Origin of the sequence: Nocardia sp. NPDC002869, assembly GCF_046764065.1 — a bacterium.
GTDB classification, from domain to species: Bacteria; Actinomycetota; Actinomycetes; order Mycobacteriales; family Mycobacteriaceae; genus Nocardia; species Nocardia rhamnosiphila.
Map to the genome: position 1 here is coordinate 1 of NZ_JBKOOL010000143.1, position 14,946 is coordinate 14,946.

Genomic DNA, 14,946 nt, shown 5'->3' on the forward strand with positions numbered 1-14,946 from the left:
ATTGTGTTCGCGCGCCCCTCCAGCTTCAAGGGCGCTTCGCGTCGCCTTCGGCGATGGCCTGCGGCCACCCTTGACCCCGGAGCCTCTACGCGCGAAGAGCAGGCTTTAACGGGCAGGCCGGGGGCCTGCCCGTAGAGGGGCGCACGCGCCCCGGCCAGGAGCAGAACAACCCGCGCCTGCTGCGGTCCCAGCGTGGGCGACAATGGTCGTGTCCGGTCGGTTCGTCCGGTTCCGGACATGCGGAAGCCCCTGCCGACTGGGACTCGGCAGGGGCTTTCTTACTGGTCAGGATTCGATACGAGGGTTACTCGTCGTCGTCCTGGCCCAGGTAGGCGGCGACTTCGGCGAGGCTGTCGTCGGTGGGCGGCTCGTACTTCGCCCGATACAGCTTCGGCGGTGCGTAGTCGGCGCTGAACGCCTGCCCGGTGCCGGTGTACTGCACTGAGATCCGGGCGCCGTTGCGCAGATCGTCGTCGCCGGCCGCGAGGATCGCCGCCTTGATCGCCTTCTGCAGGTTGCCGCGCACGAATAGTTTCCGGGCGCCGTCGTCGTCGGCGTCGGTGCGCTGCTCGGTCAGTATCACCACCTCCAGCTGCATGACCTCCTGGCCGCCGCGGAGCTTCGGTTTCCCGGTTTTCGGGTCCTTCTGGCTGGTCAGCTCTTGGGAGAGCACCAGGCCGGTGACGGTGGCGCCGGGCCGGTCGTTCTTACCGAACGCGCTCCGGATCACCTTGGGCTCGTCGGACATGATCCATGACATGACAGTTACTCCTTGGTTACTTGATGGGTTGGGTTATCCGGCGATCTGCCGGACGTTTTCGGGCGCTGCCGGCAGCGCCAGGGACGCGACGGTGAGGGCGTCGTCTTCGGCTTTGAGGCGGGCGACGATCTTGCCGACAGTGCCGAAGTGCACGCCGACGATCGGGGCGATTTCGCGGTAGGACAGGCCCTCTCGGTGTAGCCGCCAGATCTCGCTGTCGCGGTCGGGTGTCGCGTCCGCGACGGCCGGTGTTGCTTCCTGTTCGGGGGCTGTTGCCTCGATATCGGCCGGTGTCGCTCTGGTGTCGCGTGGTGTCGTCTCGGCGACGGCCGGTGTTGCCTGCGCTTCGGGGGCGCGGGGGACCTCCATCAGCGCGGTCAGCGCGTGGGTGACCGCGAGCGCGGCGACCGGGGCGGCGCCGGCGACCGCGGCGGCGGCCAGCTGGGGCAGTTTCAGGCCGTCTGCGGTCCAGGCGTGGACGCCGTTTCCGAAAAGAGATAGCAGCTCAGCGGCGGCGAGTTCGGCCCAGAAGAACCGGCGGGTGGCCTTCGGGATCACCACCCCCGCGCTCTCGCGCCGGTTGAGGGCGACCAGCGCGAAAGCGGCCTGCAAGATCGGTCCGTCCACTATCACCGGGGCACCCCACGCCAATCCGGAAGGAATGCCGGCCATCATCGCGACCCCGTGCAAGGCGATCGCCGACCACGAGAACGCCGCGATCGACACCGCCGCCAGCGACAGCAAGGCGACAACCTCGGCAACGTTCCACGCCGTCGCCGACGGCTGAGGCGACACCCGTTTACTGGTGCGGGGTTCTCCGGCGACAGTGGACGACGCCCCTGCGTGGGTGCGCGACAGAGTGTCGCTCATCGCTGTATACCTCCTCGGGAATTGGTGAACGCGTTGGTCGACAGACCGGCGAACGCGTTGTTGCAGTAGCGCGGCTGCGGGATGAGCCGCTCGTGGTCGGCGGTCAGTGCGTGCTCGGACGCCAGATCGAGGGCGTCGTCAAGATCGCTGGCAAGCTCTCGGTTACGGGCCTCCAGCCGGGCGGCGCGGTGTTCCGCGGCGTCGAGCTGAGCCGTCATCGCCGCCAGGCGCTCTTCCAGTTCGGCCGCGCGCTGGTTGGCCGCAGTCAACCGGGCCTCCAGATCACCGCCCTGATCGGTGCTCGGCTGACCGTAGGGCCGCAGCGGTTCGAATCCGTCAGCCTGGGACTGCTGACGGACCTCGATCGCGGTCATCGGGCCAGCCCTTTTCGTGCCGGCCCGCCGTCGAACGCGTTGGTCGACAAACCTGCGAACGCGTTGCCGCGGGCGAGTTCGGCAGTCCGCGCCGCGGCGCGAGCTGAGGACGCCGGCACCGACGGGTTGCGGCTGGAGTCCACGGAGGATTCCGTCGCGAGGGACGCTCGGCCCAGGTGGTGGACCTGCTCGACACTGCGGCTGAACAGGGGATCGTCGATATCGCGGGCAATAGACCGGTACTGCCGGGCGAGCCGGTCAATGGCCTCTTCGCTGTGGGCTTCGCGGTAGTGGGCGGACATTCCACGCATGTCCCGCCAGGTTTCTCCAAATTCATCGGTGCGCGTGATCCATGGCTCGCTGACCGCGTGCATCCACTCGGTGACCTGCACATACTCGCGGTCGGTGGAAGTCTCGCCACGCTGCCGGTCCAGCAGATGCACGTGGGCAAAGTCCGCCCGCATCAGCTGCTCACCCCAGCTCGCCGACGTGTCTGCCCAGTACTCCGCGCTTCGCGGATCCATCGGGTGGATGTTCCAGGGCCGAGTACCGAACGCTTCCTGAACCTGGGGCCACTGTCCTCGGCCGGCCATCTCTCGGGCTTGCCGCTGGGACCGCCACTCCACCGGGCTCATTCCCGAGGTGACGCCATCAACCCGGTCGATCATTACCTGCTCATACAGGCGCTCCATGGTGCCGGGGCTGTGGCGCCAATCGGCGCGGGCATCAGTCAGGTACTCCCAGTCCACCCGCACCTGCGCGGAATCGTGGTGCTCCCACTGGGAGTGCAGCGCATCAGCCTGACCGAACTTTTTCCGGTATTCGCCACGCTTCTCGGCGCGTAACCCCTGGTCCCGCAACTGCACAGCACGCACCGCGTCGGCACGCATCTGCTGCTCGATCTCGTTGGTTACGCCGCGCGCGGCGTAGTACGCCGGATCCGCCGGGCTGGGCGTTGTCTGCTGCTTCTGGTCGGTGGTCATCGGTGCATTCCGTTCTTCTCGCGGCCGGCCGCGAACGCGTTGGTCGACAGACCCGCGAATGCGTTGTGAGTGGTGGCCTGCGTGTTCTGGTTCTTCAGCTCCTCGGCGATCCGCTCCGGGCTCCCGAGACGGTCCTGAGCCGGAGTGCGGCCAACGAGCTTCTGGACTGCTTCGTCGCGTTCCTGCCGGTACTGGTCCCGTTCGGCCGCCATCGCAGTCAGCTGCCGAGTCAAGGCAGAGTTGCGCTCGGCCAGATCGGCGTTGTGCTCTATCGAGAGGTGGTGCCGCTGCTTGAGCGAAGCCATCTCCGCGAAAGCCGGATCCTGCCGAGCCGAAGGCTCGGACACACGGCCGTTCTCGACCAGGACCGGCATCCAATCGGGCTCCCAACCGGTCCGGGCGGGCGTCGCCGGCCGAGCATGCTGGACAGCCTCGGCCCGCTGGCTGGTTGGCTGCGGCGCTTTCCGGCTCGTTTCGCGTTCACGGCGGCGCTGCTCGATCCAGGCGGACTCCCGAGCCAGCCGGGCCCGGTACCGCAGTGCGTCCAGGCCGCGGACCTTTGGCGCCCGTGCCAGCAGTTCCGGGGTTTTGACCTTGCCGTGGGGCCACATCCGCGCTGTTTCCAGGCAATCGAGCGCGATACCGCGCTCCACCTGGGTCAGGCGAGTGTTGGCGACGATCCGCTCCCGCAACTCGTCGAGATGGCGGGCATCGGCCTCGGCGTCGCGGCGCTGCTGCTCGGCACCGACCCGCGGGTCGAAGGATCGTTCGGTCCGGGCCTGGGCCGCGATCTGGTAGCGGTGGATCATCTGCGAGGTGTAGGACAGGTGATGTGCGCGTTCGGCCTGCTCGGCACGGCGCTGCTGCCGCATCACCAGCGAGATCTCGCGGCGCACCTTGCGCTGCTCCCACCACCCGCGGGCCTGGGCGTGCTGGCGCATCAGGTGGGCCATCGAGTGCCCGAACTTGCGGGCCTCGTCCATAATCTCGTCCTCAACAGGGCGTTCAGACATTTTGGTGCTCCTTTTTCTCTGGTTTTTCTCGGGGAATTCGCGGGGTAATTTCTGATCGCACTCAGGTGGTTCAGTCCTCCTTTCCTCCGGTACGCCGGGCCTCGTAGGCGGCGCGACGGGCGGTCAACCGCGCCACCCATGCCCGGATGCGGGCGTAGGCGTCGGTGACGGTGTAGGCGAGCATCCGAATCGACTCGGCCGGGCCGGGACGGCCGGCGGAATGCCACCACCCGAACCCGACGATCCCGACGCCATACACCGCGAGCGGCCCGGTCACCGGCAGCACCACCACCGCCGCGGCGAATACACCGGTCGCGCCGATCGCGGGAGCCCAGACACGCAACCAGTCGCGGGTTTTCGCGGCCTGGGTGACGTGTGGGGTGAGTTGGCGGCCGATGGTGCCGCCGTCGGGGACGACGGGGACCAGGTGGGCGGCGAGTTTGGCGGCGGTGCTGCCTTCCAGGTCTGCGGTCATCGCGGCGAGTACGTCGGCCTCGTGGGCCCGCCGGGCGGCGGAGGCGGCGGTGATCTCTTCGCCGTGGTCTTCGGGGTTGAAATTCGGTATGGCCATGACGGGTTTCTCCTCTCGTGTCAGGCCGGGCGGCGCTTGGTCAGGTCGATCACCGGCGCCACCTGCTCAGGGGTGGGTTCGGTGAATCGGTCCAGGCCGGGCAGCGGGCGCAGGGCGTTGTAGGTGGCCTCGTCGAGTGGGGAGACGCGGCCCCAGCGAGCGCGGCCGTTGGCGACGTGGACGATGTCGCCTTTGTCCATGCGGCGCAGTCGATTCGGATCGATCAGGAATTTGTCGTGGGCCTGGATATTGCCCTCATCACCTGCGACGGAGCCGCCGACGAGCTTGCGGGACAGGTCGAAACCCTTCTTCGTCCCGAAGGTTTCGGCGAGCTTCTCCCCGCGCTGCTGACCACCCAGGACAGCACCTCCGGATCCGGCGGCAACCAGCGATTCGCGCTGTTCGTCGTCGTGGCCGAGACCGTTCCAGTCCTGGGCGAACCACCAGGTGCCGATCTTGGCCTTGCGCAGCCGCATCACCCACTTGTCGGCGCGGGTTTTACCGTCGGACACCGCGGAGAACTCGTCCACCGCAAGGAGGGATTCGCGACCGTGGTCCTTGTTCGCCAGCTGCTCGAACATGCACCCCAACGCACCGAACTGGCTACGGGCCCGGTCCGGGGTGGTCACACCTTCGAGCACGACATACAACGCGTCATAGTCGGTGAGCTGCTTGTCCCCGTCGAACGCATCCCCAAGTGACCGATAGAGGTTGGAGAACTCGGCCAGCGCCGAAGTCAGCACGGGCTGCTCGCCCTGCATGCACGCCGAGATCTTCAGATCCGCACCGACCACACCAGCCCAGCCCGCAGCGTTCTTGCCCGGGTCGAACGTTCCACCCCACAGTTTCGCGAGGGTTTTGCCGTCGAAGCGGGACAGGAACTCCATCCACGACCGGGGCGGGTTCTCCCCCACCGGCTCCCGATCCACCACTTCCATCGGGGCATCCACGATCAGGTGGATCAGGTTCTCGCGGATCTCGTGGAAGTACTTCTCGGTGTCGGTGGTCGGTGTCGAACCGCCGGAGATCATCGCCGAGAGCACCGAGCGCATATCATCACGCGGCATCTGCCACATATCGAGCTGGCAGTTCAACGGGAAGATCCCGATCCGCTCGGCCGGGACACCGAGCTTGAGCATCCACCGCTCCAGCTGCCGCGCCGACTTCACCGACTCCGGGCCACCGTTGCAGTCCAGGACCATCACCAACGGCCGACCAGGACGGTCGACGCGCCACCACTGCCGGTGCCGCATCCACGCGGTCACGAACCACGACAGGATCGCCCGATGCATCAGCGTCGTCTTGCCCTTACCCGAGGATGCAACGGAGACCATGTGTTCGCGCATGTTGATCCACGGCACGATCAACCGCGTCTCCGTCCGCGCGGTCAGCGCCCTGAACCGGCTCGTCGGCGGCGCCTGAGTCTCCTCGACCGCCAACCGACCGAACACCGGATGCGGATCCATCCCACCGGTCGTGAACGGAAGGCGATACCGCGCCAACCGCGCCGCGGCCCGCTGCTCCCGCTGCGCCTGCGCCCACAACACCCGCTCCGTGCGAACCGGGCTCCGGAACCCGTTCGTGGCCGCCTTGACCCGCCGGTTCGTCACCGCGGCAGTCGCGGCGATCCACGACGCCGGCACCAACAGCACCGCCATCAGCAACAGGCCGTGGACCGGGTTTCCGGTCAACAATTCCGACGCGCCGGTGTGGAACTGCTCGATCGGTGCGGCCGGATCCATTCCTGCGAACACGATCGCCCCACCTGGCAGCGCCATCAGCGACGCCAACGTCCAGTTCCGGACCTTCCCCGGCGTCCACGCCAACTGAATGGCCGGAACCAGCAGCAGCAGGGTCAGGACCAGGACGAACACGAGACCAGTCGCGGTCACCACCGTGCCGTCCACGACGCCGTCCCACGTCCAATCCGGCAGATCCAGCCAGTTGAACCACTCCCCATCCGGATCGATACCCGGCATCGACGGGCCGACCTCCGGCATTGGGCCGTCCTGCGGGGCCTGGGGCTGCCCCGCAGGATCGACCGGCACGGTCGGCATAACGGAGGCGTGCGGGCCGCAATCGGTAGGCGTCAGGATCGCGGTGCATTCCGGATCCGGAGTGCCCTGAGCGAAATATTCGGTGCTCACCACGACACCGCCTTTCCGGTGTCGGCCTGGCCGCGGCGATCAGAGGCTCCGCCCTCGATCACAGTCAGACCTGGCCGGACAACGGCCGAAGCGGTCTCGTCTTTCTTCGGCAGCACCTCCGACAATCCGGCAACCCGCACTTTCGGCCCGTCCACGGCACCTGACAGGGCGTGTGACACCGCCGAACGGACCACGTTGCGGATCTCGTCGCTACGCCGACCGGATTCGGTGGCGATCACTGGATCGGCGCAGATGTAGAGCACGCCGGCACAATCGGCGGCGGCGGCTTCCGCGATCGCTTTTGCCACCGCGACCCGGGCGGCGGCCTGGTTCTTCGCGGTCATCTCGACCTCGACCGCCCACCACCGGCCCTCACTATCGAGGAACCGGCCATCGTGGACGTGGGGGCGGGACACACCGGCTTTGGTTGGGCCCAGTTGGGACCGCAATTCCCGCTCGGAGGTCCAACGCTCCAGGTCCATGCCGACCAGAGCCAAACGGACATCGAGCACCGCGGTCACGTGCGCGGCCATCTTCGGGCTCGGGGTCCAGTATTTGGCGTAGAACGGCAACAGCGCCTCGACCGCCGCGCGGGTCGGGAACACCCACGACGGGCCGGGAACCGGGCGGACTCGCAGGCTCGACACCATGTGCGCGGCGCGCCATTTAGCGGTCTTGCGGTAGGTGTTCTTCATCGACGCGCCCAACATGGCGGCCACCCGATCCAGCGGCGCACCGTACTGCTCGGCCAGAATCGTCAACACCGTCATGTCGACCGGGCCCAAACGGTGACTCGTCGTCATCGGCTCATTCCTTTCTGCTCACGCCCAGCCGCAAACGCGTTGGCCGACAGACCCTCGAACGCGCTGCTGGACTGGGATTTCTGTTTCGCCTGCTCGGCGGCGGCGATATCGGCCTCGGTCAGGTACTGCGGCGGGACCGGCGGCAACGCCTGCCCAGATCCCAGCCACTGCCCCACCGACCGGCCCGGCGTCCGGACCTGCTGCGGCGCCGGCAGATCGACCAGCACCTTGCGATCCGACTCGCCGCGGCGGGCGGCGGCCTCGGCCAAGTGCGGCAACTCGCTGACCGGGACCATTCGCTGCCCGTGAGCCTGGGACTGCTCACGGACCGGATCGGCCTTCGGCCGGCGGCGGGTCACCGGCTCAGCCCCTTACGCTCCAGGCCGGCCGCGAACGCATTCGCCGACAAGCCCGCGAACGCATTTCCCGCCGACCAGGCAGGACCCGGGTCGAACTCCGTCGCCAACTCCGCCCGGTCGACACCGCGCCGCTCCGCCGCCCGCATCTGCCGTTCCCGGGTCGCCCGCTGCAAGGCTTCGAGCTGGGCCGGGGACGCCTTCCGCTTCGCCGCGGCGAGCCGAATGTCATAGAGGTAGGCCGTCAACGGCTCCCCACGAAGACGAGGACGCTCCACCACACCCGCGATGTCCTGCCCATTCGGGCGCAGGCCATCGGCCGCCAGCTGGCGCCGGGTCCGCAAATGATCCGGGGCGCACCGCCACGAGTAGACCGGGACCTCGGCCCGGTACTGCTGCTCGGCCGACATCACGGCCTCCCCACCGGGGACTGCACCTGCGGCGCCGGCCGAACACAACCCAACTGCTCCGCATACGGGACCTGATCGACCCGGCACACATTCGGCGACGGCTCATACGACTGCTGATCAATCCACGCCGCCGTGCAACCACACATCCCGACCAGGATCAAAACCGCCCAAACAACCAGCTGCGCACCGATCGGAAGTGCCCGGACCGGGGCGAACACCGCACCCGTACCCGTGAACTCCGGTCCCGCCATGCTCTGCAAGGTGTGGCTACCGCGCACCCGGTCGTAGTGAGTGGGCCCGTACCCGTGCGGGTCCCGACCGCTCTGCTGGCCGATCACCGCGACCGCCCCCGCTCCCGGTCGGCCTGCTCATGCTGCTGGTACTCCCGGACCTTCTCGGCAAGCTTCCGAGCAGGACGAAGACCGTACTTCTGTACGTTCTCCATATCCCTCGCAGCGCCGGCGAGGTTCTTGCCCGCGAACTCGAGATTGACGGAACCGAACTCCTCCGTTCGCCACGGCTCCGGACCTGGCTTGTCAAACCGGTCCGAGAACGGCTCCAACTCCCGATACCGCGCCGCCAGCGTCACCACCCGCAACCGCAGCAACTCCTGCTCACTGGCGATCGCATCCAACTCATCCAGCAGCTCCGCCGGATCGTTGAACGGCTCACGCTCATGCTCGGTGCTCACCGCCGCACCCCCTTCCGAGGGCGCATCCGCCAGAACGCGACCGCGCCGAGCAGCATTACCGTGAACCCGACAACCTCAGGCGCCGTCAGCACTACGAATCCAACCGAGATGGCCGCGACTGCGAGGCCGAATGTCCGCGCACGCATCAGGCAGCCCTCCGATCCCCGCTACCGAGAACGGCGGACAGCCGGGCCCGCGCTACTGCCGAGATAGGCGGCGCCTGCTCCACTACCTTTGCGACGTACTCCGCCAGACGATCGGTATCGATCCGGCTCGGGCTGGCGGCTTTCTTCTGGCTGGTCATTCCGCCTCCCCGGCGAAGGGCACCGCCACCGGCTGAACCAGCGCCAGCAGTTCGGCGTGGTTGACCCGCAGCAGATGACCGTTGACGCGGAAGCCGCGCAGCTGGCCGGCGTGGATCCAGTTGCGGATCGTCTTCGCGTCGACGTCGACCAATGAGGCCGCCGTCTTGAGGCTGATCAGTCGGCGGGCGTCGGTCCCGCCGGCCTGACCGAAGTGCTTGTGCGACACGGTTGCTCTCCTTCGAAATGTAGGAAATGCCTTGCAATCCGCTACTTTTCGGGAAATCGGGCGTCGCAATGACCGCATAGCTGGACGACTGAGGACGTCTCGCATACACTTAAGTCGTCCCTAGTCGTCCCTTGGGAGTTGAGATGCCGAACGATCGGTTGCGAGAGGCGCTTCTGCGCAATGGCCTGGATATCTCCGACGTCGCGGCTGAGGTTGGAGTCGAAGAGAAGACAGTCGAGCGATGGATCACCAAGGGCCGAACGCCGTACCCTCGTCATCGGCACAAGCTGGCCGCGATGGTGCGCGAGACCGAGAACTACCTCTGGCCCGACGCGCTCGCGCCGGAACGCCGCACCGAGGTAGCGCAGTCAGAAGTGATCAACGTCTATCCTCATCGGAGCGCGATCCCGCATGACCTGTGGACGCGTCTGCTGTCGCAAGCGACCGAGCAGATCGACGTCCTGGTCCTCGCCGGGCTGTTCCTCACCGAAGAGCCGTTGTTCGCGCGGATGATCAAACAGAAGACGCGTGAGGGCATGAAGGTCCGAATGCTCTTCGGTGATCCAGACGAAGGCGAAGCGACCAAGAGAAGCGCGGAAGAGCGGCTGGCGGCGGCGACCGTGCCCGCGCGGAGCCGGAACGCGCTCGCGCTGATCGAACCTCTCGCCGCAATTGACGGGGTCGACATCCGATACCACAAGACGACGCTCTACAACTCGATCTTCAGATTCGACGACGAGATGATCGTCAACATGCACGTCTACGGGCAGCCCGGAGCCTACGCGCCGGCACTTCATTTGCGGCAGCTCCCGGCGGCCGATCTCTTCGAGACGTACACCACCAGCTTCGAGCAGGTCTGGACAGAGAGCTACGAAGCCGATTTCAGGCACCGAGCATGAGCAGAACGGACTACTTCCACGATCCGGCCGCACCGGCACCCAACAGCATCAAGGTGGCGGTGAGCGCTCTCGTTCAGGATGACCAGGGCCGAATTTTACTGATCCGACGCTCCGACAACGGCAAGTACTCAGTGCCCGGGGGCGGTCTCGAGGCCGGCGAGACGGTGGCTCAAGCTGTGGTTCGAGAAGTCCGCGAAGAGACCGGTATCGAGGTCGATGTGACCGAGCTGGTGGGTGTCTTTTCGAACCCTGAGCATGTCATCGCCTATGACGACGGCGAGGTACGTCAAGAGTTCTCCATCTGCTTCCGCGCACAACCGATCGGCGGCAAGCTGCAGACAAGCGAGGAGTCCTTGGAGGTCGAATGGGTCCGGCCGGCGGAGTTGTCCGAGCGGGACATCCACCCGTCCATCTTGCTCAGGATTCGGAAAGGGCTCGAGGACTCCGACAGCCCGTACTTCACTTGAGCGATGCGGCTCCGAGCCTGGCTTCCGTCCGATCGGACGCTCCGAGCAGGTACGGCGCGGCCTCCGCCACCGACTGAGCGACAACATGCTCGGGTCCGTATCGGGCCTGGACCTCGGCAATCCGCTCACGGACCGCGGTAGTGCCGCCGGTCGGCGTCGTGGTCATATCGGCCCACCACAGGGCATCCCGGAGCTCTGTTTCCTCGTCGGGCCACTCGATCTGTACTCCGCGGCGTCGGGCCTCAACGCACGCGCAAGAGTGATTGGCGATCAGGGCGCACAGACGATCGCTGACTCCGTGGTCACGCAGAAACTCGGCGCCGTCGACCGGGTGGAACCCGAGTCGCTCGATATCCGGCGCATAGCCGATATCGTGCAGCCACGCCGCGGCGACCAGCAGTGCTGGATCGTCCACCACTTCTTCAGCGCGAGCAGCCTGTCGGGCCACCCCTTCCACATGGGCCAACCGTCGGGGCAGCGGCGCCAGGTGCTTTCGGGCCAGCCCTTCAGCCCATTCCGGAGTCTCACCGCCACTCATAATGCGACCGTATCGACCTGCGGCGACAGACGACACCGTGAACGGGCGAGCCGAGTTGGCCGGCCCGCCGGAATCCGTTCTCCGCTCACCATCCCCGGCTCTGCCACTCCGCCAGATGTGGCCGTTCGGCGCCGAGTGTGGTGTCATCTCCGTGCCCGGGGTACACAGCGGTGTCGTCGCCGAACCGGTCGAAAACCTTGCTGTTCAACCCGGTGAACAGCGAATTGAAGTCCTCCGGATTTGTTGTCCGCCCAGGACCCCCCGGAAAGAGGCAGTCACCGGTGAACAGGTGGGTCCGGCCGGACCCGTCGGTGAGCGCGAGAGTTACCGACCCCGGCGTATGCCCGACCAGATGGATCACTTCGAGGGAAAGGTCGCCGACGGTGACGGAATCCCCTTCGGCCAGGATGCGCTGCGGCGGTACCGGAAGCGGGTCGGCGTCCAGGGAATGGGCCGCCGTCGGAGCGCCTGTGGCGGCGGCGACGGCTTCGAGGGCCTGCCAGTGGTCGCCGTGCTGGTGGGTGGTGACGATCAGGCCGACCCCGTCGGTGGTCTCCTGCTCGACCAGCTCGAGGATCCGATCGGCCTCGTTGGCCGCGTCGATGAGCAGGGCGGCGCCAGTGGCGGCGCACTGGACGAGGTAGGTGTTGTTGTCCATCGGGCCGACCGACATCTTGGTCACCCGGGCACCCGGGACCTCGCGGCGCTGCGGCGCGGAACCCGGTGAGACATGGCCGGTGTAGGTGGTATCGATGGTGATCACACCCCGATGCTAGCGAGGACCGGGGTAGGTTTCCGGCCGACTCTCGGCTGCTCGCGCGGTCTTCGAGGCCGACAGCGGCCAGTGGCTCGCGCCGGTCGTCTTCCAGACCGGGGACGGTGGACATCGGATCGGCCAGGCTGTCGGCGATGGCGTCGAGTTCCGCCGGACGGCGTCGTCGTCGGGTATGGCCCGCTCCTTCCGCTCCTGCTCACGCACAACCCCGGTCGGGGCGGCGGCGGAAACAACGAGGAGCGGAAGGAACGCAGGTCAGCAGCCGATGAGTCGTTGCGCCAAATAGCCTTCGACCTGATCCAGGGCGATCCGCTCCTGGGTCATGGTGTCGCGTTCGCGCACCGTGACGGCCTGGTCGTCGAGGGTGTCGAAATCGACGGTGATGCAGAACGGAGTGCCGATCTCGTCCTGGCGGCGGTAGCGGCGGCCGATGGCGCCGGCGTCGTCGAACTCCACGTTCCAGTGCTGGCGCAGCCGGGCGGCGAGGTCCTTGGCCTTGGGGGTGAGGTCGGCGTTGCGCGACAGCGGCAGCACTGCGGCCTTGACCGGCGAAAGGCGACGGTCCAGGCGCAGTACCGTGCGGGTATCCACACCGCCCTTCGCGTTCGGGGCCTGATCCTCGGCGTAGGCGTCGACGAGGAATGCCATCAGCGACCGGGTGAGGCCGGCGGCCGGCTCGATCACGTACGGGACGTAGCGTTCCTCGGTGGTCTGGTCGTAGTAGCTCAGTTCCGCGCCGGAATGCTTGGCGTGCGTGGACAGGTCGTAATCGGTGCGGTTGGCGACACCTTCCAGTTCGCCCCATTCACCGCCCTGGAAACCGAAGCGGTACTCGATATCGGTGGTACCGGCCGAGTAGTGCGAGAGCTTCTCTTTCGGGTGCTCGTACAGGCGCAGGTTCTCCGGGTCGATACCCAGGCCGGTGTACCAGGAGAAGCGGGTGTCGATCCAGTACTTGTGCCATTCGGCGTCTTCGCCCGGCTTGACGAAGAACTCCATCTCCATCTGCTCGAACTCGCGGGTGCGGAAGATGAAGTTGCCCGGGGTGATCTCGTTGCGGAAGCTCTTGCCGATCTGGGCGATACCGAACGGCGGCTTCTTGCGCGCGGTGGTCATCACGTTCGCGAAGTTCACGAAGATGCCCTGGGCGGTCTCGGGGCGCAGGTAGTGCAGGCCCTCTTCGTCGTCCACCGGGCCGAGGTACGTTTTCAGCAGACCGGAGAAGTTCTTCGGCTCGGTCCAGCTGCCGGGCTGGCCGGTTTCCGGGTCGTTGATATCGGCGAGTCCGTTGACCGGCGGGTGGCCGTGTTTGGCTTCGTAGGCTTCGAGCAGATGGTCGGCCCGGTAGCGCTTGTGGGTGTGCAGGGATTCGACGAGCGGATCGGAGAAGGTCTCGACATGGCCGGAGGCCACCCAGACCTGGCGCGGCAGGATCACCGACGAGTCGAGACCGACCACATCCTCGCGGCTGGTGACCATGGACCGCCACCACTGCTTCTTGATGTTCTCCTTGAGCTCGACGCCCAGCGGACCGTAGTCCCACGCCGATTTGGTACCGCCGTAGATCTCACCGCACGGGTACACCAGGCCCCGGCGCTTGGCGAGGTTGGCAACGGTGTCCACCTTCGACTTGGGTGCCACGCGAGAATTCTCCATCCACTACGAATCGCCAGTAGTTACGCTGCCCGGATCGGGCTACGTGATCGCAGTTGCCCACGGTAGCTGCACTGCCGTGCACGGCTGATCGGGTACAGCCTAGTAGGTGCCCGCGAGCCCGGCCCATCCGCAGCCCGCGCGCGCCCGGAGCACCGCCGCCGGGTCCGCGCGGGCACGATTCGCGTGCGTATCGGCATGGATATTTGACATGCATACCCATGCATATCAAAATGGGACCGGTTTCCAATAAGGAGTGGACGATGACAACCGACACTGCCGCCGCCGGGCAGCACAATCCCTACCGCTCCCCCGCGCCGGTCCCCATACCCACCCGGACCGTGCTGGAGAACGCCGGAGAACTACTGCGCGCACTCGCGGCACCCGTTCGCATCGCCATCGTGCTACAACTGCGGGAGTCGCCGCGCTGTGTGCACGAGCTGGTGGATGCCCTCGGCGTTACACAACCGCTGGTCAGCCAGCATCTACGGATTCTCAAATCGGCCGGGGTGGTACATGGTGAGCGATCGGGCCGGGAGGTCCTCTACGAACTCGTCGACGACCATCTGGCGCATATCGTGGTCGACGCAGTAGCGCACGCCGAAGAAGAAGGGTAATTCGTGTCCGAGAACCTGGTCACCGGCAAAGGGACCGCCACACAGAGAGCAGTCGGTATTCGCACCACGCGGCAACGCAATGCGATCGCCTCGCTACTGGAGGACATCGACAGGTTCCGGTCGGCTCAGGAGCTACACGACGAGCTACGCCGGCGCGGCGAGGGGATCGGACTGACCACCGTCTACCGCACTCTGCAATCACTGGCCGACGCCGGAATGGTCGATGTCCTGCGCACCGACAACGGCGAATCCGTCTACCGGCAGTGCTCGACCGGCCATCACCACCACCTGGTGTGCCGCCACTGCGGTCGCACGGTCGAGGTCGCCGGACCGACCGTGGAGGCATGGGCGGCCAGCACCGCCTCCAGCCACGGGTTCACCGAGGTCAGTCATACGCTGGAGATCTTCGGAACCTGCCACTCCTGCTCCGCGGTCGGCCGGGGCCAGCACCCCGGAGAACCTCCGAATACGGCGAGGGCCGCTACCAC

20 protein-coding genes are annotated in these 14,946 nt (G+C 66.7%); 4 read left to right on the plus strand and 16 right to left on the minus strand.

Annotated features, from left to right (window positions below; genetic code table 11):
• Positions 1 to 304: 304 nt before the first annotated feature.
• The 13 genes from ACLML9_RS22230 to ACLML9_RS22290 all read right to left on the minus strand — a co-directional run bounded on the left by ACLML9_RS22230 (position 305) and on the right by ACLML9_RS22290 (position 9,509).
• On the minus strand, positions 305 to 760 hold the full coding sequence (locus tag ACLML9_RS22230; protein ID WP_411947336.1) for a hypothetical protein: 456 nt from the start codon (positions 758 to 760) through the stop codon (positions 305 to 307).
• Positions 761 to 793: 33 nt separating this feature from the next.
• Entirely contained in the window at positions 794 to 1,630 is an 837-nt protein-coding gene (locus tag ACLML9_RS22235) for a DUF2637 domain-containing protein (protein ID WP_411947337.1), read from the minus strand.
• Positions 1,627 to 2,004 carry a hypothetical protein gene (locus ACLML9_RS22240; protein ID WP_411947338.1) on the minus strand — a complete coding sequence of 126 codons (378 nt, stop codon included), beginning with the start codon at positions 2,002 to 2,004 and terminating at the stop codon, positions 1,627 to 1,629. Before ACLML9_RS22240 ends, ACLML9_RS22235 begins: the two co-directional genes overlap by 4 nt.
• Complete coding sequence (locus tag ACLML9_RS22245; protein WP_411947339.1) at positions 2,001 to 2,987, minus strand: hypothetical protein; 987 nt, start codon at positions 2,985 to 2,987, stop codon at positions 2,001 to 2,003. Before ACLML9_RS22245 ends, ACLML9_RS22240 begins: the two co-directional genes overlap by 4 nt.
• Positions 2,984 to 4,000, minus strand: coding sequence for a hypothetical protein (locus ACLML9_RS22250; RefSeq protein ID WP_411947340.1), 1,017 nt, complete (start codon positions 3,998 to 4,000; stop codon positions 2,984 to 2,986). The genes ACLML9_RS22245 and ACLML9_RS22250 overlap by 4 nt, the downstream gene beginning before the upstream one ends.
• Before the next feature lie 70 nt (positions 4,001 to 4,070).
• Positions 4,071 to 4,571, minus strand: a complete 501-nt coding sequence (locus tag ACLML9_RS22255; RefSeq protein WP_411947341.1) for a hypothetical protein — start codon at positions 4,569 to 4,571, stop codon at positions 4,071 to 4,073.
• Positions 4,572 to 4,591: 20 nt separating this feature from the next.
• A complete protein-coding gene (locus ACLML9_RS22260) occupies positions 4,592 to 6,571 on the minus strand; it encodes a hypothetical protein (protein ID WP_411947342.1) in 1,980 nt (659 codons plus the stop codon).
• 143 nt (positions 6,572 to 6,714) lie between these two features.
• Positions 6,715 to 7,521, minus strand: a complete 807-nt coding sequence (locus ACLML9_RS22265) for a hypothetical protein (RefSeq protein WP_411947343.1) — start codon at positions 7,519 to 7,521, stop codon at positions 6,715 to 6,717.
• On the minus strand, positions 7,518 to 7,880 hold the full coding sequence (locus ACLML9_RS22270) for a hypothetical protein (protein WP_411947344.1): 363 nt from the start codon (positions 7,878 to 7,880) through the stop codon (positions 7,518 to 7,520). The genes ACLML9_RS22265 and ACLML9_RS22270 overlap by 4 nt, the downstream gene beginning before the upstream one ends.
• Positions 7,877 to 8,287 carry an RRQRL motif-containing zinc-binding protein gene (locus tag ACLML9_RS22275; protein WP_411947345.1) on the minus strand — a complete coding sequence of 137 codons (411 nt, stop codon included), beginning with the start codon at positions 8,285 to 8,287 and terminating at the stop codon, positions 7,877 to 7,879. Before ACLML9_RS22275 ends, ACLML9_RS22270 begins: the two co-directional genes overlap by 4 nt.
• Before the next feature lie 334 nt (positions 8,288 to 8,621).
• On the minus strand, positions 8,622 to 8,978 hold the full coding sequence (locus ACLML9_RS22280) for a hypothetical protein (protein ID WP_411947346.1): 357 nt from the start codon (positions 8,976 to 8,978) through the stop codon (positions 8,622 to 8,624).
• A gap of 145 nt (positions 8,979 to 9,123) precedes the next feature.
• Entirely contained in the window at positions 9,124 to 9,282 is a 159-nt protein-coding gene (locus ACLML9_RS22285) for a hypothetical protein (RefSeq protein WP_411947347.1), read from the minus strand.
• Positions 9,279 to 9,509 carry a helix-turn-helix domain-containing protein gene (locus ACLML9_RS22290; protein ID WP_411947348.1) on the minus strand — a complete coding sequence of 77 codons (231 nt, stop codon included), beginning with the start codon at positions 9,507 to 9,509 and terminating at the stop codon, positions 9,279 to 9,281. The genes ACLML9_RS22285 and ACLML9_RS22290 overlap by 4 nt, the downstream gene beginning before the upstream one ends.
• 143 nt (positions 9,510 to 9,652) lie before the next feature.
• Between ACLML9_RS22290 and ACLML9_RS22295 the strand changes: the two genes are divergently transcribed.
• Both ACLML9_RS22295 and ACLML9_RS22300 read left to right on the plus strand, forming a co-directional pair.
• Positions 9,653 to 10,408, plus strand: a complete 756-nt coding sequence (locus ACLML9_RS22295) for a helix-turn-helix domain-containing protein (RefSeq protein ID WP_411947349.1) — start codon at positions 9,653 to 9,655, stop codon at positions 10,406 to 10,408.
• A complete protein-coding gene (locus ACLML9_RS22300) occupies positions 10,405 to 10,875 on the plus strand; it encodes an NUDIX hydrolase (RefSeq protein ID WP_411947350.1) in 471 nt (156 codons plus the stop codon). The genes ACLML9_RS22295 and ACLML9_RS22300 overlap by 4 nt, the downstream gene beginning before the upstream one ends.
• Here the strand turns inward: ACLML9_RS22300 and ACLML9_RS22305 are convergent.
• The 3 genes from ACLML9_RS22305 to ACLML9_RS22315 form a co-directional block, all read right to left on the minus strand.
• The gene (locus ACLML9_RS22305; RefSeq protein WP_411947351.1) at positions 10,868 to 11,413 is read right to left on the minus strand and encodes an HD domain-containing protein; all 546 of its coding nucleotides are present in this window, start codon (positions 11,411 to 11,413) and stop codon (positions 10,868 to 10,870) included. The two genes, ACLML9_RS22300 and ACLML9_RS22305, sit on opposite strands and share 8 nt — an antisense overlap.
• 85 nt (positions 11,414 to 11,498) lie before the next feature.
• The gene (locus tag ACLML9_RS22310) at positions 11,499 to 12,176 is read right to left on the minus strand and encodes an MBL fold metallo-hydrolase (protein WP_411947352.1); all 678 of its coding nucleotides are present in this window, start codon (positions 12,174 to 12,176) and stop codon (positions 11,499 to 11,501) included.
• A gap of 267 nt (positions 12,177 to 12,443) precedes the next feature.
• Positions 12,444 to 13,844, minus strand: a complete 1,401-nt coding sequence (locus ACLML9_RS22315) for a glycine--tRNA ligase (RefSeq protein WP_411947353.1) — start codon at positions 13,842 to 13,844, stop codon at positions 12,444 to 12,446.
• Positions 13,845 to 14,104: 260 nt separating this feature from the next.
• On the opposite strand from ACLML9_RS22315, the gene ACLML9_RS22320 reads away from it, so the two are divergent.
• Both ACLML9_RS22320 and ACLML9_RS22325 read left to right on the plus strand, forming a co-directional pair.
• Positions 14,105 to 14,458, plus strand: coding sequence for an ArsR/SmtB family transcription factor (locus ACLML9_RS22320; RefSeq protein WP_030523140.1), 354 nt, complete (start codon positions 14,105 to 14,107; stop codon positions 14,456 to 14,458).
• Positions 14,459 to 14,473: 15 nt separating this feature from the next.
• Positions 14,474 to 14,946 (plus strand): Fur family transcriptional regulator (locus tag ACLML9_RS22325; protein WP_411947354.1); only part of this gene is annotated, 473 nt, incomplete at its 3' end.